At 51.1% G+C, this 23,528-nt stretch carries 21 protein-coding genes, 1 tRNA gene and 4 pseudogenes; 23 read left to right on the forward strand and 3 right to left on the reverse strand.

Translation table 11 applies throughout. The annotated features are described in order from the left end of the window. Positions 1-306: 306 nt before the first annotated feature. The gene (locus DS743_RS07930; protein ID WP_003615364.1) at positions 307-1,206 is read right to left on the reverse strand and encodes a YitT family protein; all 900 of its coding nucleotides are present in this window, start codon (positions 1,204-1,206) and stop codon (positions 307-309) included. A 72-nt stretch (positions 1,207-1,278) separates the two neighbouring features. Between DS743_RS07930 and DS743_RS07935 the strand changes: the two genes are divergently transcribed. Beyond that, positions 1,279-2,469 (forward strand): CCA tRNA nucleotidyltransferase, encoded by a 1,191-nt coding sequence (locus DS743_RS07935; RefSeq protein ID WP_035184599.1) that lies wholly within the window; start codon positions 1,279-1,281, stop codon positions 2,467-2,469. A 25-nt stretch (positions 2,470-2,494) separates the two neighbouring features. On the opposite strand, the gene trhA is transcribed toward DS743_RS07935, so the two are convergent. Beyond that, entirely contained in the window at positions 2,495-3,157 is a 663-nt protein-coding gene (trhA, locus tag DS743_RS07940) for a PAQR family membrane homeostasis protein TrhA (RefSeq protein WP_035184597.1), read from the reverse strand. A 158-nt stretch (positions 3,158-3,315) separates the two neighbouring features. On the opposite strand from trhA, the gene fakB reads away from it, so the two are divergent. The 22 genes and pseudogenes from fakB (at position 3,316) to DS743_RS08050 (ending at position 22,561) form a co-directional block, all read left to right on the forward strand. Beyond that, entirely contained in the window at positions 3,316-4,161 is an 846-nt protein-coding gene (gene fakB / locus DS743_RS07945) for a DegV family protein (protein WP_011543974.1), read from the forward strand. Positions 4,162-4,164: 3 nt separating this feature from the next. Next, positions 4,165-4,395 carry a YozE family protein gene (locus DS743_RS07950; protein ID WP_013439708.1) on the forward strand — a complete coding sequence of 77 codons (231 nt, stop codon included), beginning with the start codon at positions 4,165-4,167 and terminating at the stop codon, positions 4,393-4,395. 191 nt (positions 4,396-4,586) lie between these two features. Next, complete coding sequence (gene ylqF / locus DS743_RS07955; RefSeq protein WP_141372473.1) at positions 4,587-5,444, forward strand: ribosome biogenesis GTPase YlqF; 858 nt, start codon at positions 4,587-4,589, stop codon at positions 5,442-5,444. Beyond that, the gene (gene rnhB, locus DS743_RS07960; protein WP_035184593.1) at positions 5,434-6,204 is read left to right on the forward strand and encodes a ribonuclease HII; all 771 of its coding nucleotides are present in this window, start codon (positions 5,434-5,436) and stop codon (positions 6,202-6,204) included. The genes ylqF and rnhB overlap by 11 nt, the downstream gene beginning before the upstream one ends. 90 nt (positions 6,205-6,294) lie before the next feature. Further along, positions 6,295-7,134, forward strand: coding sequence for a DNA-processing protein DprA (gene dprA, locus DS743_RS07965; RefSeq protein ID WP_003613722.1), 840 nt, complete (start codon positions 6,295-6,297; stop codon positions 7,132-7,134). 126 nt (positions 7,135-7,260) lie between these two features. Next, a complete protein-coding gene (gene topA / locus DS743_RS07970; RefSeq protein WP_035184592.1) occupies positions 7,261-9,435 on the forward strand; it encodes a type I DNA topoisomerase in 2,175 nt (724 codons plus the stop codon). Positions 9,436-9,566: 131 nt separating this feature from the next. Then, the gene (gene trmFO / locus DS743_RS07975; RefSeq protein ID WP_003615349.1) at positions 9,567-10,886 is read left to right on the forward strand and encodes a methylenetetrahydrofolate--tRNA-(uracil(54)-C(5))-methyltransferase (FADH(2)-oxidizing) TrmFO; all 1,320 of its coding nucleotides are present in this window, start codon (positions 9,567-9,569) and stop codon (positions 10,884-10,886) included. Next, the gene (gene xerC, locus DS743_RS07980; protein WP_035184589.1) at positions 10,886-11,773 is read left to right on the forward strand and encodes a tyrosine recombinase XerC; all 888 of its coding nucleotides are present in this window, start codon (positions 10,886-10,888) and stop codon (positions 11,771-11,773) included. The genes trmFO and xerC overlap by 1 nt, the downstream gene beginning before the upstream one ends. A 108-nt stretch (positions 11,774-11,881) precedes the next feature. Continuing rightward, on the forward strand, positions 11,882-12,415 hold the full coding sequence (gene hslV, locus DS743_RS07985; protein WP_013439704.1) for an ATP-dependent protease subunit HslV: 534 nt from the start codon (positions 11,882-11,884) through the stop codon (positions 12,413-12,415). Between the two features lie 2 nt (positions 12,416-12,417). Next, positions 12,418-13,813 (forward strand): annotated as a pseudogene (gene hslU, locus DS743_RS07990) (ATP-dependent protease ATPase subunit HslU). Between the two features lie 85 nt (positions 13,814-13,898). After that, the gene (locus tag DS743_RS07995; RefSeq protein ID WP_003613145.1) at positions 13,899-14,795 is read left to right on the forward strand and encodes an aldose 1-epimerase family protein; all 897 of its coding nucleotides are present in this window, start codon (positions 13,899-13,901) and stop codon (positions 14,793-14,795) included. Positions 14,796-15,107: 312 nt separating this feature from the next. Continuing rightward, positions 15,108-15,359: pseudogene (locus DS743_RS08000) on the forward strand (Rib/alpha-like domain-containing protein); the annotation flags it as partial. Further along, a pseudogene (locus DS743_RS09250) lies at positions 15,359-15,457 on the forward strand (hypothetical protein); the annotation flags it as partial. The pseudogenes DS743_RS08000 and DS743_RS09250, both read left to right, overlap by 1 nt. Positions 15,458-15,690: 233 nt before the next feature. Next, on the forward strand, positions 15,691-15,822 hold the full coding sequence (locus DS743_RS08010; protein WP_003615345.1) for a hypothetical protein: 132 nt from the start codon (positions 15,691-15,693) through the stop codon (positions 15,820-15,822). A 165-nt stretch (positions 15,823-15,987) separates the two neighbouring features. Then, positions 15,988-16,119 carry a hypothetical protein gene (locus DS743_RS08015; protein ID WP_016396522.1) on the forward strand — a complete coding sequence of 44 codons (132 nt, stop codon included), beginning with the start codon at positions 15,988-15,990 and terminating at the stop codon, positions 16,117-16,119. 149 nt (positions 16,120-16,268) lie between these two features. Next, the gene (locus tag DS743_RS08020) at positions 16,269-17,003 is read left to right on the forward strand and encodes a hypothetical protein (protein WP_013439698.1); all 735 of its coding nucleotides are present in this window, start codon (positions 16,269-16,271) and stop codon (positions 17,001-17,003) included. Positions 17,004-17,131: 128 nt separating this feature from the next. Continuing rightward, a tRNA-Gln gene (locus tag DS743_RS08025) sits at positions 17,132-17,203 on the forward strand. A gap of 158 nt (positions 17,204-17,361) precedes the next feature. Beyond that, positions 17,362-18,672, forward strand: coding sequence for a diaminopimelate decarboxylase (lysA, locus tag DS743_RS08030; protein ID WP_035184584.1), 1,311 nt, complete (start codon positions 17,362-17,364; stop codon positions 18,670-18,672). A 181-nt stretch (positions 18,673-18,853) separates the two neighbouring features. Beyond that, a complete protein-coding gene (locus DS743_RS08035) occupies positions 18,854-20,038 on the forward strand; it encodes an aminotransferase class I/II-fold pyridoxal phosphate-dependent enzyme (protein WP_035184583.1) in 1,185 nt (394 codons plus the stop codon). Positions 20,039-20,086: 48 nt separating this feature from the next. Then, a pseudogene (locus DS743_RS08040) lies at positions 20,087-21,118 on the forward strand (IS66 family transposase); the annotation flags it as partial. Between the two features lie 222 nt (positions 21,119-21,340). Further along, a complete protein-coding gene (locus DS743_RS08045; RefSeq protein ID WP_035184581.1) occupies positions 21,341-22,225 on the forward strand; it encodes a YitT family protein in 885 nt (294 codons plus the stop codon). A gap of 66 nt (positions 22,226-22,291) precedes the next feature. Then, complete coding sequence (locus tag DS743_RS08050; protein ID WP_013439694.1) at positions 22,292-22,561, forward strand: PepSY domain-containing protein; 270 nt, start codon at positions 22,292-22,294, stop codon at positions 22,559-22,561. A gap of 59 nt (positions 22,562-22,620) precedes the next feature. Here the strand turns inward: DS743_RS08050 and DS743_RS08055 are convergent, their stop codons facing one another. Beyond that, positions 22,621-23,478, reverse strand: coding sequence for a pyruvate, water dikinase regulatory protein (locus DS743_RS08055; RefSeq protein WP_025895362.1), 858 nt, complete (start codon positions 23,476-23,478; stop codon positions 22,621-22,623). Between the last annotated feature and the right edge of the window lie 50 nt (positions 23,479-23,528).

Here is a 23,528-nt window from a genome sequence, read left to right on the forward strand (position 1 = left end):
CAGCTTCGGCTAGAGGACAAGAATGTGTTTAATGCTATTCACCTGAATAGCATTGGATATGTTTTTGAATTCGGGATTTCTGCGCCAAGAATGATATTGACCGCATTCTGCTGGTTCCGGTTAAGAATGACTTTGGTGAGATCCAAGCCTATTTGCTTCTGACTAATGTCTATGACAAGGGCGAAATTAATCCGGTCAGCCTCCTGCAGCACCTGGCGCCTGTCTTTAGCAAGAAGCTGCGGGACGCGGCTCTCAGGATTAAGCAAGATTAAGGCAAGAAAAAAGGAGTCACGCTGGTGACTCCTTTTACTTTCTGATAAATAAGCTTGGCGACTTGGTCTTGTAGCTGAAGCCTTCGCCCAAAGCTTCGTTGACGTCAAAGAAGATGATGAAGGCATGCGGGTCTTCTTGCTTGACGATTTTCTTTAATTCTGGGATTTCTCTTGGTGACAGGACCAGGTAGATCATGTGGCGGGGTTCGTTGGAATAGCCGCCCTCAGCGTTAATGTAGGTGAAGCCCCGCTCTAAGCGCAGGTCAATCAGCTTGGCGATATTCCGGTAATTCTGGGAAATGATAAAGACCCCCTTGGCCCGGGTCCCGCCTTCAGTAACCAAGGCCATGACTTTGGATAAAATGAAGCAGGAGACCATGGTGTAGCCGACATGGAAGAAGTCCAGGTAAGACAGGGAGCAGGCCAGGGCTAAGAAGTCCAGGGCCAGAAGGCCCTTGCTGGGCGTGATCCCATATTTTTCCTGCAAGACCCGGGCGGCAATATCGCTGCCCCCGGTGGTCCCGTTAAAGTGGAAGACCAGTCCTAGTCCCAGCCCCGACAAGCAGCCGGCCGTGACAGTAGCCAGGAAGGGGTCGTGATGGAGGGGAACTTGGTCTATAATAGACTGCAGGGTCCACATGCTTAAGAAGAAGGACAGGCAAAGGGTTCCCCAGACGGTATAAATCATGGCCCGCTTGCCCATATATTTAAAGCCTAAAAAGATCAAGGGAATGTTGATGATGAAGGTGCTGAGACCGGGGTTGACCCCCCAGAAGTGGCGGATGATCAGGGTGAAACCCGACAATCCCCCGTCGGCCAGCTTGTTGGGAATCGACACCATGTCCACGCTGAAGGCGTAGATGGCCGAGCCCAGGGCAATCATCAGGATGTTGATCGTGTCACTAGTGGTCCATTTGAATTTTGGCTTGTTCATTTCGACATTCCTTTCTTAATTATTCCCACGCGTAATCAATTTTAGCAAAAAAAAGTCGAGGTGGAGAAAAAGATGACTAATATTCGTATAACGGAAGTTTTTACCCAGGCCATGCCGGTCCTGGAAAAGTTGGAAGAAGCTGGCTTTGAAGCTTACTTCGTCGGCGGCTGCGTCCGCGACCTGCTCTTAGAGCGGCCGATTCATGACGTGGATATCGCGACCAGTGCCTACCCGGAAGAAGTCAAGGAGACTTTTGCCAAAAGTATCGACACTGGCATCCAGCACGGGACAGTGACCGTCCTTTATGGGGGATCCAGCTACGAGATCACGACTTTCAGAACGGAATCCGGCTACCAGGACTTCCGCCGGCCAGACAAGGTCACCTTCGTGCAGAACCTGGACGAGGACTTAAAGCGGCGGGACTTTACCATCAATGCCCTGGCCATGAACCGGCAAGGGGAGATCATTGACCTTTTCGACGGTTTAGGCGACTTGAAGCGGCGGGTGATCAAGGCTGTTGGCGTGGCTGAAGACCGTTTCCATGAGGATGCCTTGCGGATGATGCGAGCAGTCCGCTTCATGAGCCAGCTCTCTTTCAGCCTGGAAGAAAAGACCAGGCAGGCTATTATCAACAATCACGAGCTTTTAAGCAAGATTTCCGTGGAAAGAATCAGGGAAGAATTTGTCAAGCTGGCCCTGGGCAAGGACAGCCGGCAGGCTTTTAAGGACTTTTTGGCCACCGGCTTAAGCGAGGAATGCCCGGGTCTGGCTGGGAAAAAGGACCAGCTCTCTGTCTTCACTGACCTTAAGGCTGGTCCGGATGACGAAGCAGTCTTTTGGAGCTTGATCGCCGTTTTAATCAACCTGCCGGCTGACAAGATTTCGCCTTTCATGCGGGCCTGGAAGAACTCCAATGCAATGAACCAGCAAGTCAGACAGATCGTGGCCGCCTTTGACCTCTTGAGCCGGGGGGAAGAGAGCGATTTTGACCTCTTTGAAATCGGCCAGGAGAACCTGGAGGCGGCTTTAAAGCTAGCGGGGCTTTTGGGCAAGCCTCTATCCAGCCAGGCCCTGTTAGACCGCTATAACCGTCTGCCAATCAAGGCGGCAGGGGAGCTGGCCATTGACGGCCAGTGGCTGATCAAGGAGGGGATTAAGCCTTCACCGGAACTGGGCCAGCTTTTGCGCAAAGCCCTTGAGGGCGTGGTCAGCGGCCAGGTAGAGAACAGCCAGGCGGCAATCGCGGAATTTTTGGCAATCTAAAAAGCGCTGGTCACCAGCGCCTTTTTTATACATAAAATAAAACTGAAAAGAAAATCAAGATGGAGCCCAGCAAAACGAAGAAGTGCCAGATGACGTGGCTATATGGCAGGCCCCGCATAGAGAAGAAGAGGCAGCCAAAGGTGTAGGCAATCCCGCCTGAGACTAAAAGCCAGAAGCCGGTCGGCCCCAGGCTGAAATAAAGATGGCTGCCGGCCAGGATCACCATCCAGCCCATGGCGATATAAAGGATGGTGTCGCCGATAACGTGCTTGCGCTGGTTGAAGATATAATAGAGGATCCCAAAGACCGTCAGGGCCCAGATGATGCCGAACATGACCCAGCCTTTAGCCCCGCCGATCGTGACCAAGGTATAAGGGGTATAAGAGCCGGCAATCGCGATAAAGATTGAAGAGTGGTCGAAGATCTGGAAGACCTTGTTCGCCTTGGTAAAGACCAGGCTGTGGTAGAGGGTCGAGAAGAGGTAAAGCAGGATCATGCAAGCCCCGTAGATGGCAAAAGTTGTCACTCTGAGGGCGCTGTGGCTGTGGGCGGCCCGGACCACTAAAATAACCAGACCGGCGATTGAGAGGCCGAAGCCGATCCCGTGCACGACGGCTGAGAGAACATTGTCAATAATATAGTAAGATTTGGGCCGGTCTTCGACCGGCTGCCAAGGATTGAAAGCCATATAAAGTCCCTTTCAGTTTTGATCAATTAATTATAATTTTTAGCCGAAAATTTGCTATACTAAAGTCTGTATTAAGTCTAATTCTATCACAGTATTAAGTCTAATTCTATCACAACTGAGAAGCTGATAGGATAATTTGTAAATTGAGGTCAGTTAAATTGTCTAAGATCAAGATCATGACGGATTCCTCAGTACAGCTGAGTCCGGAAGAAATTGAAAAATACGGTATTACGGTGGTGCCCCTGTCGGTGACAATCGACGGACATACCTACACGGATGGCGTTGACATTACCCGGGCCGACTTTATCCAAAAGATGGATGAGGCAGAGAAGCTGCCCAAGACCAGCCAGCCCCCGGTCGGCCTGTTCGTGGAGAGAATGGAGGAACTGACGGCTGACGGCAGTGAAGTCCTGGGGATTTTCATGGCCAAGACCCTGTCGGGGACGGTTGATTCCGCCCGCCAGGCCGCTGAAATGGTAGCCGGCAAGATCACGGTCATCGACTGCGGCTATACTGACCGCTCTCAAGGCTACTACTGCATTGAGGCGGCCAAGGACGCGGAAGCGGGCAAGGAAATGGATGAAATCCTGGCTCACCTGGATCAGATCGGCAAGAATATGTACCTGGAAATGATGGTGCCCAACCTGCAGAACATTTTAGCCGGCGGCCGTTTGGGCAAGTGGGCCGGCCGGGTGGTTTCAGCTTTGAACTTCCACGTCGGCCTAACCATGAAAGAGGGCAGCTTGAATGTCCCTTACCGGGGCCGGGGGAAGAAATTCATCAAGAAGTTTGACGACATGCTTGTCGACCAGTTGAAAGAACTGGGCGACAAGGTCAAGTATGTCGGCATCTCCTATGTCGACACCAGAGACAAGATGGAAGAGCTCGCCCAGCGCTTCAAGGAAGTCAACCCGGACCTGGAGATCCTGGTCCAGGAAACCAGCCCGATCATCATCACCCACGCCGGCCATGAGGCCTACGCGGTCATGTTTTATACGGAGTAATATATGGCCTACCGACAAAGTTTTTACCAGTTTTTGATGACTTTGCGCGATCCGGATTCAAATGGCGACCTGGCCCAGTTTGCCAACAACGCCCAGTTTGACTCGACCTTTCCCAGACAGGAACAGGACCGGACCAGGCTGTCAGAATATCTGGAGGAAAATGCCGCTTACCTGCCCAGCATGACGATTTTTGACGATGCTTACCAGGTTTATGAAGAGAAAATGCAGTACTAGTGTAGTGTCATGATGATATCTTAATAATGCTGACACGGATACTACGCATGCGGCTCTATATCAGCAGCTATAGTTCTGATTGCGCATGTTTTAAATGTCAGTATGACATTACACTAGGATAATTTTTAGGATTCAGTGACAAGCACGAAAGGGAGCCCCGGCTTCCTTTTCTGCTGTTTTTGGGAGGAAAAATGACTAAAATTCAATGGTATCCAGGCCACATGAACAAGGCTAGGAATCAGCTGGAAGAAAAATTAAACTTAATTGACGTTGTTATTGAAGTTTTGGACGCCCGGATTCCCAGCGCTTCCAGAAACCCGATGATCAGTGAACTGGTCGGCGACAAGCCCCACCTGATCATTTTAAACAAGACCGACCTGGCTGACCCGGTGATGACCAAGCTCTGGCAAAAGAAATTGCAGGGCCCGCGCACCTTGGTCATGGCAATGGAAGCCCAGCACAACACTAATATGCAGGCCTTGATCACCTTGATCAAGAAGGCAGCCAGTGAAAAGGTCAAGAAGCTGGAAGAGAGAGGGGCCTCCAACCCGATCATCCGCGTCTGCCTAGTTGGCGTGCCTAACTGCGGCAAGTCCACTATCATCAACCGCCTGGTTGGCCGCAATGTCACCATGACCGGGGACCGGCCGGGGGTAACCAAGGGCCAGGCCTGGCTGAAGGCCCCATATGGCATCCAGATCCTGGACACGCCGGGGATTCTCTGGCCAAAGTTTGAAGACCAGGACGTAGGCTACAAGCTGGCTGCTTTTGGGGCCATCAAGGACACGATTTTCCACGCTGACGACGTTGCCCTTTTTGTCATCCGGCAGCTGCGGCAGTACTACCCGGCTTATCTGGCCAAGTTCGCCAACTGCACTAAGGACAAGCTGGAAAATATCGGCGACACTGACCTGCTTTTGGCCATGACTCAAAACAACGGGATGCGGGACGACTATGACCGTTTCTCCCTCTTCATGCTGCAGCGGTTAAGAAAGGGCAAGCTAGGCAGGATCAGCCTGGACCGGCCAAGCGCGAATAATGAAAATTAATGAAATTAAAGACCTGCTGCAAGCAGATTCTATCGATCCAGCTATTCTGGCGGAATTAGCCAAAGACGACCGCAAGGGGGTCCAGAAGCTGCTGGTCAGCTACCAGCGCCGGCAGGAAAAGCTGGCTAAGCAAAAGGAAGAATTCTTGGGCCGCTTCAGTTACGAGAAGGATTTTTGGGCTAAAGGGCAGCTCGTAGCCGGAGTCGATGAAGTCGGCCGGGGTCCTTTGGCTGGCCCGGTTGTAGCAGCTGCCGTCATTTTGCCGGAAGATTTTTCCTTACTGGAAGTCAATGACTCAAAGAAACTGAGTCCGCAAAAGCGCCTGGTCCTGTATCCCAAGATCCTGCAAGAGGCTGTTGCTGTCGGCGTCGGGGTCATGGACAACAAAGTGATTGACCAGATCAATATTTACGAGGCTGACCGCCTGGCCATGAAGCAGGCCGTGGAAGCTTTGAGCACCAGGCCAGATGCTTTGCTGGTCGATGCCATGAAGGTGCCGGTGGACTTGCCCCAGCTAGAATTGATCAAGGGGGATGCTAAGTCTAACTCGATTGCCGCGGCCTCAATTGTGGCCAAGGTTTTCAGAGACTCTTTGATGGACGATTACGCCCGTCTTTATCCAGACTATGCCTTTGACCATAATGCCGGCTATGGAACCAAGGACCACCTGGAAGCATTAAGAAAATACGGCCCAACGCCGATTCACCGCCTGACCTTCAGTCCGGTGAGCGAGATGGTTGGACTTAAAAAGGCTGACTAGATCGGTCTTTTTCTTTTTGGTCAAAAAAGAAAAATTTTGAGAAAAAGGAAAATTCCCGCTTTTTGGCGTAATAGTAAGTGGAGGGAAAAAATGAATAAAACCGAATTCTTACTGCGCCTGAAGCTGCAGAAGGGCCTCAGCTATCTCAAAATATTGCAGGTCATGCAGCAGATGCCCCCGGATGAGGACGTAGACCATGAATGGCTGAACTGCCTGGAACTGCCTGATGAAATCCTCTACCGGGTGGAGCGGGCCTTTTTAAGTGACCGCTACGAAAGTGCCATTGAAAACTTGCAAAGGAATTTCAAAATAATTAGTTTCTTTGACGATGCTTATCCAGTACGGTTAAGAGAAATTTATCGGCCGCCGATTTTGCTTTTTGCCAAGGGGGACTTGTCCCTTTTGGAAAAAGAGGTGACGGTGATCGTGGGGTCAAGAACGCCAAGTCAATATTCCGGCAAGGTGATTGAGAACCTCATGCCGGTTTTGCTAAAGAAAAAACAGGTGATCGCCAGTGGCCTGGCTAAGGGCGTTGATGCCCTGGCCCACCAGAATGCCTTGAATTTTGGCGGCAAGACCATCGCGGTTGTGGCTAATGGCCTGAACTATTTTTACCCCCGGGAAAATACGCTCTTGCAGCAGCAAATTGCCGCCCGGGGTCTCCTGCTTAGCGAATACCTGCCCGACACGCCGCCAAGGCCCTTCCGCTTTCCAGAGCGCAACCGGATTTTGGCCGGGATTTGCAAGAACGTGATCGTGACTGAAGCCAAAGCCCATTCCGGTTCGTTGATTACGGCCAATTTGGCCCTGCAGGAAAACCGGAACGTATTTGCCGTCCCGGGTGCAATCACCAGCCCCTTGTCGGCCGGCACCAACCAGCTGATTTCAGCCGGGGCAACCCCGGTTATCGACAAGGAAATTGACCTGTGAAAGATTAAATTCTTGCAAAAATTGCCTGTCTGCTCCCTTAAGTTAATTTTCTTTTGGTTGACAATTCCGGAAATTATTTCTATATTGAAGAAGATTTAATTTCGAATTTAGTGAAAGGGGCATTTGATGCCTGCTACAGCAAAAGAAGATAAAAGCAAGAGCAGTAAAAAGACCGCGGCTGCCAAGAAGGGCAGCCCGAAGCGGAAAAAGAGCAAGGTGAAAAAAGACCTGGTTATCGTGGAATCTCCAGCCAAGGCCCACACTATCGAGAAGTACCTGGGCCGGAAGTACCACGTAATCGCCTCTAAAGGGCACATCCGGGACTTGCCCAAGTCCCAGATGGGGGTCGACATTGAACACGACTACCAGCCAAAATACATCTCCATCCGGGGGAAGGGTGACACCATCAAGGAACTGAAGGCTGAAGCCAAGAAGGCGAACAAAGTCTACCTGGCTTCCGACCCCGACCGGGAAGGGGAAGCTATTGCCTGGCACGTGGCCCACGTTTTAGGCCTGGACGAAAAAGAAGCCAACCGGGTAACCTTTAACGAAGTTACCAAGGACGCGGTCAAGGATGCCTTCAACCACTCCCGGACCATCGATATGGACATGGTCAACGCTCAGCAGGCCCGCCGGGTCTTGGACCGCTTGGTCGGCTACTCTTTGTCGCCGATTCTCTGGTCCAAGGTCAAGAAGGGGCTGTCAGCCGGCCGGGTGCAGTCAGTTGCCTTGAAGCTGGTTATCGATCGGGAAAAGGAAATTAAGGCCTTCAAGCCGGTTGAATACTGGACGATTGACGCTGAATTTGCCAAGGGCAAGGACAAGTTCCAGGCTAGCTTTTACGGCGAAGAAGGCAAAAAGACGGAATTGCCAAATAACGAGGCCGTCCAGAAGCTGCTGGCTAAGTTTGACAAGAAGCAGCCGTTTACGGTCAGTAAGGTAGTTAAAAGAGAAGTCCGCCGGCAGCCAGCCGCGCCGTTTACCACTTCCACCATGCAGCAGGAAGCCAACCGGCGGCTGAACTTCCGGACTTCAAAGACCATGAACATTGCCCAGCACCTGTATGAAGGGATCAGCCTGGGCAAGGAAGGCACGGTCGGTTTGATCACCTACATGAGGACTGACTCCAAGCGGATCTCACCAGTTGCCCGCCAGGAAGCAGCTCAGTTCATCGTTGAGGAATACGGTAGCGACTTCGCGGTCAAGAAGGAGCGCCACTTCAAGAATCAAGGCGACGCTCAGGATGCCCACGAAGCTGTCCGGCCGACCAGTGTCTACCGGACACCGAAGTCCCTGGAAAAGGTTTTGACCAAGGATGAGCTCCGCCTTTACACCTTAATTTGGAGCCGTTTTCTGGCTAGTGAAATGACTCCGGCCGTCTTTGACACGGTCCGCTATGACTTGACCCAAAATGGGGTGACCTTCAGAGCCAGCGGGTCAGTTATGAAGTTTGCCGGCTACACCAAGGTTTATGACAACCGGAGTGAAAAGAACGTGGCCCTGCCAGCCCTGGAAGAGGGCGACGAGGTCAAGCTGACCAAGTCAGACAACAAGCAGCACTTCACCCAGCCGCCGGCCCGCTATACTGAAGCCAGCCTGGTCCGGGCTCTGGAAGAAAATGGGGTTGGCCGGCCGTCAACTTACGCGCCGACCATCCAGAACATCCAGTCCCGGAATTATGTCAAGCTGGAAGGGCGGGCAATCGTGCCAACTGAACTGGGGGAAATCGTCGACGGCTTGGTTGAGCAGTTCTTCCCGGACATCACCAGCGTTGACTACACGGCCAAGCTGGAAGATGAACTCGATGAAGTCGAAGAAGGCAAGAAAGACTGGGTCAGTGTGGTTGACCAGTACTACAAGCCATTCTCCAAAGAACTGGAGAAAGCCGACAGCGAGATCCAGAAGATCCAGATCAAGGACCAGCCAGCTGGCTTTGATTGTGAAGTCTGCGGGGCCCCGATGCTGGTCAAGATGGGCCGCTACGGCAAGTTCTACGGCTGTTCCCGTTTCCCGGACTGCCGCCACACCCAGACCATCGTCAAGAAGGTCGGCGTGACTTGTCCGAAGTGCGGGGAAGGCGAAGTTCTGGAAAAGAAGTCCAAGCGGGGCCGGAAATTCTATGGCTGTTCCCGCTATCCAGACTGTGACTTTGTTTCCTGGGACAAGCCGATCAGCCGGGTCTGCCCGCACGACGGCCACTTCCTGGTCGAAAAGAAGCGCAAGGACGGCATGGTCGTCCTCTGCCCGAATGGCGACTACAAGGAAGAGCCAAGAGAAGAACAAGACGAAGCAGTCGAATAAGTTGAAAGTTAAAGCAAAGATGTCACCAAGGCCCTTGGTGGCATTTTTTGCTCAGAGCGTGCGATTAGGCAGGGAGAAGCTTTTTCGGTAAAATGGTAAGTAAATAATTTTTAAGCGAAGGATTGAATCAAATGACAGAAAAAGTTACGGTAATTGGCGCCGGGTTGGCCGGCAGCGAAGCAGCATGGCAGCTGGCCAAAAGAGGGATCAAGGTTGACTTGTACGAAATGCGGCCAAAGAAAATGACTCCGGCCCATGAAAGCGGCAATTTTGCGGAATTAGTCTGCACCAACTCCATGCGGTCCAACCAGCTTTCAAACGCTGTTGGCCTCTTGAAAGAAGAAATGCGGCAGATGGACTCCTTGATCATGCAAGCCGCTGATGCCTGCCAGGTTCCAGCCGGCGGGGCGTTAGCCGTTGACCGGGAGCTTTTCTCCAAGTATGTGACCGACAAATTGACCAGCCTGCCGGAAGTGACCATTCACGATGAAGAAATCACTGACCTGCCAAGTGAAGGCATCACCGTTATCGCGACCGGTCCTTTGACCAGCGATAGCCTGGCAGAAAAGATCCAGGACTTTGAAGGCACCGAAAGCCTCCACTTCTTTGACGCGGCCGCTCCAATCATCGCGGCTGACTCCATTGACATGGACATCGTTTACAAGAAGAGTCGTTATGACCGGGGCGAAGCCGCCTACCTCAACTGCCCGATGACCAAGGAAGAATACGACCGCTTTGCCAATGCCCTGGTTCACGCGGAAACTGCTGAAATGCACGGCTTTGAAAACAGCGAGGTCTTTGAAGGCTGCATGCCGATCGAAGTCATGGCGGCCCGGGGGGCCAAGACCATGCTCTTTGGTCCTTTAAAGCCAGTCGGCCTGGAGAACCCGAAGGACGGCAAGACTCCTTACGCTGTCGTTCAGCTCCGCCAGGACAACGCTGCTGCCTCCATGTACAATATCGTGGGCTTCCAGACCCACCTCAAGTACGGGGAACAAAAGCGGGTCTTCCAAATGATCCCTGGCCTGGAAAACGCCCGCTTCGTCCGCTACGGCAAGATGCACCGGAACACCTACATGGCCAGCCCGGAAGTTTTAAAGGCCAGCTATGAAGCTAAAAAGCGGCCAGGCCTCTTCTTTGCCGGCCAGATGACCGGGGTGGAAGGCTACGTGGAAAGTGCCGGCAGCGGCCTGGTCGCCGGGATTAACGCGGCTAGAGAAGCCCTGGGGCAAGAGACGGTTGAATTCCCGGTAACCACTGCCCTTGGCTCTATGGCTCACTACATTACGACCACTGATGCCAAGCACTTTCAGCCAATGAACGCCAGCTTTGCCTTGATTCCGGGCCTGGAGGGCAAGAAGATCAGAAACAAGCGCGAGCGCCACGAAAAGATCAGTGAACGGGGCCTAGCCGACCTGGCCGCCTTTAAGGCAGAGAAGCTGGCTGACTAATGACCCTTGAAGAGCAGTTTCTTTCCTACTTGAAAAATGAGCGCTCTTACAGCCCCAAAACCGTCCTGGCCTACCAAAAGGACCTGGCAGCAGCTAAGAAATTCTGGCAGGAAAACGGGGGCTTTCCAGGCTGGGATCAAATATCCCGCCGGGACCTGGAAATTTACCTGCTGGCAACCGGGCAAAAGCTGGCATCCAGCACTTTATCCCGAAAATTATCCAGCCTTAAGTCTTTTTACCGACTTTTGACCAGGCGGGGTTTGGTCAAAGCTGACCCGACCGTGGCCATTCAGCTTAGGCGAGGGAAGAAAAAGCTGCCGGAATTTTTCTACCAAGATGAAGTCGGCCAGGTCATCCGCTCGCTAAACGATGGCAAACCGTTAACAGTCCGCAACCGGGCAATTGTGGCGCTTTTTTACGCGACCGGGATGCGGCTGAGCGAACTGACTGACTTGAAAATTAAGCAGCTTGACCTGGAAAACGGCATGATTTTGGTGCACGGCAAGGGCAATAAGGACCGTTATGTCTTTTTTGACCAAGAGAGCAAAAAGTACTTGGAGGAATATCTGCAGGTAGCCCGGCCAAGTTTATTGAAAAATGAGCCAGATACCGAGGCAGTCTTTTTAAACAAGCTCGGTAGGCCAATTTCCAGCCGGGGGATTGCCAAAGCCGTCCAGCAAATTTTTCAAAAAGCAGGCTTGACGGCTGGTGCCCACCCCCATGAACTCCGCCATAGCTTCGCCACCGCCATGCTCAACAACGGGGCAGACCTCAGGAGCGTGCAGGAGCTCTTGGGCCATGAGGACTTGTCTACGACCCAGATCTATACTCATGTCAGCATGCAGCATCTTACGGCGGAATATCGCCAGCATTTTCCCCGAAAATGAGGAAAAGTGTTATTATGAAAATGTTTGGAAAGCAGCAATCATTTCCGCTTTTTAGCAAGATTTTTAAATAACGCGATCAATAGAAAAGCAAACAAACGGAGGAAGAAAATGACAACGATTTGTTCAGTAAAATACAATGGCCAGACGGCGATTGCCGGCGACGGCCAGGTGACCCTGGGCAAGAGCATCATCGCCAAGACCACGGCCAAGAAGATCCGCCGCATTTACCACGACCAAGTGGTGATCGGCTTTGCCGGCGGGGTGGCGGATGCCGTCAGCCTGCAGGAAATGCTGGAAGGAAAGCTGGAAAGCTACAGCGGCGACTTACGCCGGGCAGCCGTGGAAATGGCCCAGTCCTGGCGGAAAGACCAGACCTTGCAGAAATTGGAAGCCATGGTTATTGCTTTTAACGACCAGGACCTGCTCTTGATTTCCGGCAACGGGGAAGTGCTCGAACCAGACGAAAGCGTGGTGGCCATCGGCTCAGGCGGCTACTATGCCCAGGCAGCGGCCGTGGGGATGCTCCGGCATGCCAGCGGGATGACGGCCAGTGAAATCGCCAAGGAAGCAGTCAACATAGCTGCGGACATCGATGTTTTTACCGACCACGAGATTGTTACGGATGAAATCGAGGAAAAATAGGGATGAGAGAGAAAACGCCAAAGCAGATCGTTGACCTGCTGGACAAGTACATCGTCGGGCAGAATGAGGCCAAGAAGTCCGTGGCTATCGCCCTGTACAACCGCTACCGCCGGGCCCAGCTGCCAGAAGACGTGCAAAAGGACATTACGCCAAAGAACATTTTGATGGCCGGGCCAACCGGGGTCGGGAAGACGGAAATCGCCCGCCGCCTGGCTGACATCGTTGACGCGCCTTTCGTCAAGGTTGAGGCTACCAAGTTTACCGAAGTCGGCTACGTGGGCCGGGATGTTGAATCCATGGTCCGGGACCTGGCCAATGAAGCTGTCCGGATCGTGGAAAAAGAAGAATTTGTCAAGGTTGAAGGCCAGGCCATCCGCCAGGCCAACAAGACCCTGGTCCGCCTGCTGGTGCCAGGCGTTAAGCGCAACAACCGGCAAAACCAGATGCAGCAGATGCAGGAAATGATTCAGAGCCTGCTGGCTGGCGGCGGGATGTCGGAAGAAACAGAAGAAGTTACTGACGAGATCAGAAACCAAAGACTCAGCGTGGCTGAAAAGCTGGACCGGGGGCTTTTGGAAAACGAAGAAGTCACCATCGAAGTTGAACAAGCTCCAAAGGCCAACCCAATGGGCGACATGATGGGGCAGATGGGGATGGACATGTCCAGCATGCTGGGTGACATGCTTCCTAAGAAGAAAGTCAAGCGGACCCTGCCGGTCAGCCAGGCCAGAAAGCTTTTGGTCCAAGAAGAAGAAAAGAAGCTGGTCAACTATGACGACATCTACCAAAAGGCCATGGACCGGGCCGGGCAGAGCGGGATCATCTTCATCGACGAAATCGACAAGATTACCGCGGCTGATAAGCGCAACTCCGCCGGCGTCTCAAGAGAAGGGGTTCAAAGAGACATCCTGCCGATCGTTGAAGGCTCAACCGTAAGCACTAAGTACGGTCCGCTTTCAACCGACCATATCCTCTTTATTGCGGCCGGGGCCTTTGCTGAAAGCAAGCCGAGCGACCTCATTCCGGAACTGCAGGGCCGGTTCCCGATCAGAGTTGAGCTGGACGCCTTGACCAAGGATGACTTCGTCAGAATCTTGAAGGACCCGCAAAACTCCCTCTTAAAGCAGTACATTGCCTTGCTGAAGGCTGACGGGGTTGACCTGGTCTTTCACAGCTGAAGCAGTCGACAAGATTGCTGAAATTGCCTTTGAAGTCAACCAGGGGACGGACAATATAGGTGCCCGCCGCCTGGCTACGATCTTGGAGAAGCTGCTGGAAGAAGTTCTCTATGAAGGGCCGGACATGGAAATGGGGCAAATCACCATCACCCAGGCCTATGTCGAACAGAAATTGAGCGATATCGTCAAGAACAAGGACCTGACCAAGTTCATCCTGTAAAGGGGGGATTTTTGGCAAATTGTTCCTGAATTAGTGTAAAAATGCGATTGAGTTTAGAAAAAATAAGAGTATCAAGGGGCAAATAATGGATTATACTATCGAAAACGAGATTCTGAAGGTTACGGTATCAAGCCGCGGGGCAGAGCTGCAGAGCGTCATTGGCAAGCACATCGGCAATGAATACATCTGGCAGGCTGACCCGGAAGTCTGGGGCCGGCATGCTCCAGTCTTGTTCCCGATCGTGGGCAAGCTGAAGAATGATGAATACAGCTACCAGGGCCAGACCTACCACATGGGACAGCACGGCTTTGCCCGCAACATGGAATTTGCCCTGGAAGAGCAGACTAAGGAAAAGCTGACCTTCCTTTTGACCGACACAGAAGAAACCAGAGCTGTCTACCCCTTCAAGTTTGAATTCCGGGTCAGCTATGAGCTTTTGAACAACATGATCAAGGAAAGCTTCCACGTCACTAACAAGGGTGAAGGGGACATGATCTTCGGTGTCGGCGGCCACCCGGGCTTTGCCTTGCCGGTTGAAGACGGGGTCAAGAAGGATGACTTCTACCTGCAGGTCAACCCGGCTAAGCCCCGGGTGCAGGTGCCGCTGGAAGGCGGCCTGCTCAACTGGGAAAAGCGGTTCCTGGCCCCAACTGAATCCTTGATCACGATCACTGACGATCTCTTTAAGGATGATGCCATGGTGCTGGTGATGCGGCACCCGGACAACAAGTTCTCCATCAAGACGGAAACCAGCCGCTTCCACATCAATGTCAGAACTGATTCAGCTCCTTACGTGGGCATCTGGTCCCAGTACCCAAAGACGGCTGATTACGTCTGTATCGAACCATGGTGGGGGATCGCTGACCTTACCGATACTGACGGGGACCTGGAAGATAAGAAGGGGATGAACCGGCTGGCAAGCGGGGAAGACTTCGAAGCCAGCTTCCGCATGTCCTTCCACAGCAAGGTCCAGAGCAAATAAGAGTTAGAAAGTAAAGATAATTTTTTGCATGAGCTGCCAGATTCTGGCAGCTTTTTTATGGGAAAAAGCTGGCCAAAAATTCTGAAAGCGGACACAAAAAACGATTTGGACTATAATTAACTTATAAAGTATGTGCTTGCAAAAAAGTGTTTGAATTATGTTTTGGAGGAATAAAAAATGACGAAGCTATATAGCGTCCTAACGGCCGCTGCCCTTATGTCCCTTTGCCTTTTGGCCGGCTAGGAAAGCCAAGCCAGCCAGGCAGATGAATATAATCCAGAAGTTAGAAACTTTTAGGTACGGGAAGGCGAATACCGGATTGCCCAGGAGCTGGTCAAGAATGCTAAAAGCCTGCCGGCTAATACGGTTTATGAATTCGTGCCCGAGCCCAATTTCGCCAAGGCGGGGACATATAAGACCTGGATCCGCCTGCTTTATCCGGACAATTCAATGGAGACCAGCCAGGAAGTAACCGTCAGCGTTTATGAACATACCTGGAAGGCGAAGAAGACGGTCAAAAAGCATAAAAAGCTAATAAGAAGAGCAAGAAGTCCAAGCGCCTGATCACCAACCGGGCAAAACTGCCTAAGAAGACCAGTTTCCGCTTTGCCCGAGTGCCAAACTTCAAGCGGGCCGGGAGCTACTACGCGGCCGTTTTGGTCACCTACCCAGACAAGAGCCAGGAATACACCCGGCAGGTTAAAGTGACGGTCAAGCGGCAGAAAGACAAGGGCCAGATCGTCGCTTATGGGGCGAAATTAACAGCCAAGTCCTTAATTAAAAACGCCAAGGCTCTGCCGAAGAAGGGCACCAGCTCTCGCAAAAGATCAACACCAAGCAGGCTGGGACTTACCTGCTTGCTGTCAAAGTAACTTACCCGGATAAGAGCTGGGAAGTGACAAGATTTGTTAAGGTCACGGTTAAGCGGCAGACTGACAAGGCCCGCTACCAGGTCAAGGTCCGTCCAGGGCAGGTAACTTTAGGGCAGAAACTGTCACCAAGCCAGCTGGTAACTAACGGTAACTAACCTCTCCAGCCTGCCTAAGAAGAGCAAGGAGACCAGCGCCTTTTTGACGGTAACTGTCAATAATCCTGCTGACTCATCCCGCTACACCCCTGTCTTATTAGCCGCTAAAACCCAAGTGGGCAAGGCAATCGCGGCTTCCAGCTTGATTGCCAACTTCGCCTGACGGTGCCAGACTTTGCCAAGGCCGGCAGCTACAAGACCCAGATTAAGGTCACATACCCGGACAAGTCGACCTGGACCAGTTCAGAATTCATGATTGAGGTTGCCCCGGGAGCAGAAAGCACGCAGAGCAACTGAGTTTATTAACATCATTCTTTAAATCAAGACCAAAATGGGTCTTGATTTTTTGTTTTTTAATCTGTATTTTTCACAAACCTTTGCTATAATATCGACTGGTAAGCGGTTACAAGTCGCCGATAAATTAAGTCAACATGGGGAAATAGCCAATGAGAAAAATCAAGTGTGAGCTTTGCGGGCAAAGAGATTTGTTAAAAGAAGGCAGCCGTTTTGTCTGCCAGACCTGTGGGGCAGCCTATTCAGCTGACCAGTTGCGCCGGCAATTTGACCTTGCCGACCAGGCGGAGATTTATGCTGAAGCCAAGCAGGCCTACCGGGCCAAGCGCTTCAAGCAGGCCAGGCAGCTGTATCTGGCCTTAGCAGAAGAAGGGGACCAGCAGGCGGCCTTTTACGCCAGCCTTTCCAGCAGCCAGCTCGACCCGGCGACGGACTTTGCCCCCCTTTTGAATCAGCTGCGGGCAGCTTTAGTGGCCAGCCGGGAAAAGGGTGGGGAAGGCTACTTTGCTTTTGCCAGCCGGGCCCTGGGCGAAGTGATCGTTTTTGCCCTGGCAGTGGAAGAAGAATGTGAAGAAGACTTTCAAAAGCAGGCTCAGCGCCTGGAACTCAGTTCCCGGCAGACCCTGGAGAAGGGCCACCAGAAGATGCAGAAAGAAGCCGGCCGAGCCTGGCTCTTGATGAGCCAGGCAGCCCACCTCTGCGTAGGGGAGAGCGATGACTTAGCCGCTGTCAGTCCCTATTTCTGGGAGCTGGTCGATGCGATTATCGATGACTTGAGCATCAACCAGAAGCGGGGAACGATTGCCTTGGGCAACGTGAAAGAAGAACGGGCTTATTTTGAAGCCTTGAAGGCTGAGAAAAAGGTCAAAAAGCTGGTTAATGGTTAATCTTTTTAAAGTGAATCTTGGCTAAGGCAAATTTTTTGTAAAAAAAGGCTTGCCAAGAGTTAAAAAGCTAAGTATGATATTACTTGGTCGGGGGATGCGAGGAGCCGTCCCTTGGTTGAATTGAAGATTGCGTTATAGCCAAGTGGTAAGGCAACGGTTTTTGGTACCGTCATGCGCTGGTTCGAATCCAGCTAACGCAATTGTGAGGAAGACACCCAGTCGGGTGTCTTTTTTGTTTTTTCTATCTTTCTTGCCCTTTTCTTTTCTCAGCTTGTCTGCCTTGACCAGGCAGGTGGAGAAGGCTAAACTTATTAGTTAGGTTGATTAAACTTTTTAGAAAAAAAGCTGAGGTAAAAGCGTGAACGGATTAATTAAAGCAAGCGATGTCAATCAAGCCGGCCACCTGCAGATTGCCGGGGTAGATGCCCTGGAACTGGCGGCCAAGTACCAGACCCCCCTGCAGGTTTTTGACGTGGGGAAAATCCGCCAGGCAATCCGGGCCTTTAAGCGGGTCTTTGAAGAAGAAGGGGTAGACTATGAAGTCAGCTATGCTTCAAAGGCCTTTTCCTGCCTGGCCATTTACCAGGTCATCAATGAAGAAGGCGGCCACACCGACGTCGTCTCTGGCGGGGAACTCTGGACGGCCATGAAGGCGGGCTTTCCTATGGACAAGGTGAGTTTCCACGGCAACAACAAGAGCCGGGCAGAACTGGAAATGGCTGTTGACCAGGGAGTCGGGGTCATTATTTTGGACAACTTCCATGAAATTGACTTGCTCAGCCAGATTTTGGAAGAAAAAGACGCAAGCAGCAAGGTCATGCTCCGGGTTACCCCCGGCATCAGCGCCCACACCAACGAATATATCCAGACTGGCCAGGTGGACTCCAAGTTTGGCTTTGATATGGAAAGCGGCCAGGCTGACCGGGCCCTGGAACTGGTCCTGGCCAATCCGCGGATGAAGATGGCCGGCATTCACGCCCACATTGGCTCGCAAATTTTTGACGTCCGGGGCTTCGTGGGCTGCGCAGACAAGCTCTGCCAGCTGGCTAGTGCCTGGAAAGAGAAATACGGCTATGAAACGGACATCTTGAATGTGGGGGGCGGCTTTGGCATCCACTATACTGACCAGGACCAGCCGCTTCCGGCTGAAGAATTCGTCCGGGCCATTGTTAAAGAAGTCAAAAGCAAGTGTCAGGAAAACAATTTGAAATTGCCGGCCATCTGGATTGAACCAGGCCGGTCGATCGTCGGCCCTGCGGGCTTTAGCCTTTATACTGTCGGCTCAAGAAAGGACCTGCCTGGCTACCCGAGCTATGTCGCCCTTGACGGGGGGATGGGGGACAATATCCGCCCAGCTCTTTACCAGGCAGAATATTCAGCCGTTGTTGCTGACCGCCCTCAGGCAGAAGATGAAGAAAGGGTTAACCTGGTCGGCAAGTACTGCGAAAGCGGGGATATCTTGATCAAGTCTTGTCCTTTACCAAAAACCGAACCAGGTGACGTAGTTGCCCTCTTAAGTACTGGCGCCTATGGCTATTCCATGGCCTCAAACTACAACCGCAATCCGCGTCCGGCCGTGGTTTTTGCCGAGGACGGGGTTGACCAGCTGGTGATCAAGCGGGAAAGCTATGACGATTTGATTGCCAACGACTTAAAATATCAAAAATAATCCCGGGACATTTTTAACAAAATAAACTTTTGCCTGGTATAGAATTAAGAAAATAATTTTTAATTTGAGGAAAAATGGACAAAGTTAGCTATATCTGCCGCTTTCCTTAACAAACTATGCTAAAATAGGCTTAAATGTTAAGTTGCTGTTCTTTTTGATTTGAATTAAGAGGTTTTTTCCAATGCCAAAATTAGCGCAAGATTTACTGCCGATTATCAACCACAAGCTCGACGCCGTGGTTCCTTCAGATATCCGCCGTTTTGACAAGTATGTTTCCCAGTTCGATGATGTTGTCAAGCTGACCCTGGGTGAACCGGACTTAAATACCCCGGAACACATCAAGCAGGCAGCCATCCGGGACATTGAAAACAATGACAGCCACTACGGCCCGCAGTCAGGCAAGCCGGAACTGCTCCAGGCCATCAGCAAGTACGTTAAGGGCGTGACCGGGGTTGACTATGACCCGGCGAGTGAAATCACCGTCACGGTCGGGGCAACCGAAGCCTTGAACTGCAGCTTGTCCGCCCTTTTGAACGATGGCGACAAGGTGATCGTGCCTACTCCAGTCTGGTCCATGTACATGCAGCTGGTCTGCTTGACTGGGGCTACTCCAGTTGAAGTCGACACTTCAGACACCGGCTTTATTTTGACCCCGGAAAAGCTGGAAGAAGTCATTGAACGGGAAGGCAAGGGGGTTAAGGCTGTTATGCTGAACGACCCGACCAACCCGACCGGGGTAACCTACCCTAAGGAAGTTATCGAAGGCCTGGCTGAAGTTATCAAGAAGCACCACATGTACGCGATCAGTGATGAAATCTACTCCGAACTGATCTACGGAGATGCCAAGCACTACTCTTTGGCTACTTACATTCCAGACAGAACCATCTTTATTTCCGGTCTGTCCAAGTCCCACGCCATGACTGGCTGGCGGCTGGGCTATATCTGCGGGCCAGCTGAAATCATGGCCAGCGTCCGCAAGATGAACGACTTCATGATCACGGTCGTGACCAACAACGTGCAAGCTGCGGCCATTGAAGCCTTGACCAACGGTCTGGATGACCCGAAGGAATTCAGAGATATCTACCAGCGCCGGGTCAACTTCATGGAAGAGGGCTTGAAGAAGCTGGGCTTTGACATGGCTTTGCCGCGCGGGGCCTTCTACATCTTTGCCAAGATTCCTGAAAAGTACCAGGGCGACGACGTTGGCTTTGCCAAGTCCCTGGCCAAGGATGCCAGAGTCGGCGTGATCCCGGGCAGCTACTTTGGGGCTGGCGGGGCCGGCTATGTCCGCATGTCCTACGCTTCCAGCGATGAAGTCTTAAAAGAGGCTCTCAAGCGGATTACCAAGTTTGTGGAAGCAGAATAATAATTTTTATTAACTTAAACTTCCCACTTTTGTAAGTGGGAAGTTTAAGTTACCTATAAGAGACGCAAGCAAGTCGGTAAAAAGCAAGACATCTTAGATTCTCTGCCGGGCGAGGAGGTTCATCATCGTTTGGATGATCTTACTTGTCCAGACTGCCAGCCCAAGTTAAGAGAATCGATCATATTCAGCACTCTTACAAGTGCTAGCACTGCAGTGATGAGGCACCAGCTGACAAGATTATTAAAGCACCTGTACCTAAGGCTCCGTTAACCAACAGTCTTGGCTCAGCTTCTTTGATCTCAAATACTATCTATCAGAAGTACGTTCTCAAGGTTCCTGCCTACCGGCAAGAGAAAGACTTACGGCGTATGGGCCTTCCGCTTGATCACAATACGGTCTTTAATTGGCATATCAAGGTCTGCGAGTACTACCTCTCCAGCCTTTACGAACTCTTGAGAAAAGAGCTGCTAAAGCAGGATGTAATTCACGCAGATGAGACGCCATATCGAGTCTTAGACAGTGAAAGAGCTAAAGACTACGTCTGGACCTTCTTGTCAGGCAAGCATGCCGAGAAGCCGATTGTCCTGTATCACTATGGATCACGAAAAGGCGCCGAAGCATGGGATTTCCTGGCAGGCTTCAGCGGATACCTTCATTGTGATCAATATCTTGCCTAAAGACAAGGCTATAGAGTCCGACGCGACTTTGGTGGCTAATCAAGGGATCAATCTACGTGGTGCCTTCCGGTAAGCTGGGGACAGCCTTCAAGTATTGCATGAAGCACATGGACAAGTTCATGAACGCTCTAAAAGATAGTCGCCTTGAATTATCCAACAACAGAGCAGAACGAGCAGTCAAAGAGATCGTCATGGGACGCAAGAACTGGCTCTTTTCACAGAGTAGTACAGGCGCCAAATCCATGGCAATCATTATGAGCATACTCGAAACCGCCAAGCAAAATGGCTTGGATCAATTCAAATACATCAACTATCTTCTAGACAAGCTGCCCAATGAGCTGTCATTCAGCATCTGGAAGCCTATTTACCATGGGCTGAGAATGTTCAGCTCCACTGTAAGTAAAAGTCCCATAAACTGATTAATCCCATCTTAGCATTGCTAGGATGGGATTTTAATATACTCTGCTATTGGGTACTTACAAAAATTGTTGGGAAAGCCCCAATGATTTATGAAAAAGCTGTATCATAAATAAGGATATTCATCGCTTTGTCTTCTTATATAGGCGGGGCAAGGCCAGTAGCCAATAGCTGCTGATCCTGTTACAACGGAAAGGAAAGCAGAAAAATGAAGCTGTTTGATTTAAATCGATTTTCACGCAATTACGGCTTTTTGGTAAAAATCGGGACGGCAATTCTATACTCAGTTATGGTTGCCGTAGCCCTGAACTTCTTCTGGCATCCCGGCCACATCTATTCTTCCGGGATCACCGGCTTCGCGCAGATCGTCAACACTGTGACCAGCCGCTACATGCCATTTACCATCCCAACAGAAGTGATGTACTTTGCTTTGAACGTACCCCTCTTTATCCTAGCTTGGTTCAAGATCGGCCGTGAGTTTACCGCCTACACCATCTTCGCGGTTACTATGTCCACGATCATGATGCGTTTCATCCAACCGACCCAAGTTAGCCTGGACCCAATCCTCTGCGCCATTTTCGGGGCAGCAGTCAACGGGATTGGCACTGGTATGGCTTTGAAGAGTGGGATCTCTACAGGTGGTTTGGACATCTTAGGAATCGTGGTCAGGAAGAAAACTGGTATTAACTACGGCAAGTTCAATATCTTGATCAACTTGATTATCGTTTTGATCGCCGGTTTTCTCTTTGACTGGTCCAGAGCCCTCTACACGGCCTTGAACATTTTCATCAACGGCCGCTTCATCGACTCAGTCTACACTCAGCACAACAAGCTGCAGGTAATGATTGTTACTGAACATCCCAATGCTATCATCGAAGGGATTCAAGAAAAGATGCACCGCGGGATCACTATCTTCCACGACGTGGAAGGGGCCTACGGGCATACTGAAAAGACCGTACTTTTAACCATTATCGACACTTACGACCTCTACGACATCCGGACCACAGTAGAAAAATGTGACCCCTTTGTCTTCATGAGTGTCACGGAAGTCCAGAAAGTTTATGGCAGATTTAGAGAACAAAAAGTCGTTTAGCTATTGAGAAATATTAAAAAACAAATTATATTTGTGTTATGAAGGTTAAGTGAGGTGGTGAAATAGATGCCAGATGAAAGGGACAATAGCCGCTATCAACCAAAATATATAGGCTTGGATTTGGCGACTGAGATCGCCACTACTTACGCTAAACAGCATGGACACCACAATGTCAAGCTGCTGATGACTAAGACCAGTCCAGACAAGCGGTCAGAGTATTTTTACGTCTTCAGCGTAACTGACAGCTTGCGCGAGAACGGCAAGAAGGAATATTTCATTTTAGTTGATCCAGTTTCTGGAGAAGTCTTCAGAGTGGATGAAAGTCCGCTGAAGTAAAAGAAAAACGCGCGCTTACGTTTGTTGTAAGTAGCGCGTTTTTTTACACAATTATTTGATTAATCTTCTTCGTAACCCAGGTGGTTCATAATCAAAGCCGCGGTTTCTTCGATTGACCGTTCAGCCACGTTGATCACGAAGCAGCCCAGCTTCTTGTATAAGGCCATGGCACTGTCCAGTTCGGCATTGATGGAGTCCATGTTGGAGTAGGCAGTGTCGGGGTCCATCCCGTAGCTGATCATTCTTTGCCGGCGGATGCGGTTGAGCACTTGCGGATCGGTTGTCAAACCAATGATCTTCTTCGGGTCAATTTGGTAGATTTCCTTTGGTATGTGGGTCTGCGGTACTAGCGGCAAGTTGGCCACCTTAAGCCCCTTGTTAGCCAAAAGCAAGGAAAGGGGAGTCTTGGAAGTCCGGGAGACACCTAACAAGACAACGTCTGCTTCCAAAAAGCCCCGCGGATCCTTGCCGTCGTCGTACATAACCGCGAATTCCATGGCGGAGATCCGGTTGAAGTACTTGTTGGTCAATTGGTGGTTAGCCCCAACCAGGCCGGTCGGCTTCATATGGGTCGTCTGGCTGATAGCCTCAATGATCGGAGACAAAATGTCGATGTACCTAGCCTTGTGTTCTCGGGCAAACTTGATGATCGGCAATTGCAGCTTCTCATCCAGCATGCTGTAGACGATGACCAGGTTAGGATACTGCTCGATTTCTTCCAGGGTAGCGGCCAGCTTCTTTTCGTTAACAATGAAAGGATAGCGGCGGTAGTTGACTTCGGCGTCAGGGAACTGGACGGCAGCCGCCTGGGCGTTGTTAAAGGCCGTTTCCCCAGCTGAGTCGGAAATAATGATAATGTTGACTTCCATCTTTTCAGTTTTTTCTGTTTGCTTGTTTTCTGCTTTATTTTCAGTCATATAGATCACCTCATCAACTCTATTATACCGGATAATGCGCTTTCTGGGCC

Origin of the sequence: Lactobacillus leichmannii (assembly GCF_024701915.1) — a bacterium.
Lineage (GTDB): Bacteria > Bacillota > Bacilli > Lactobacillales > Lactobacillaceae > Lactobacillus > Lactobacillus delbrueckii.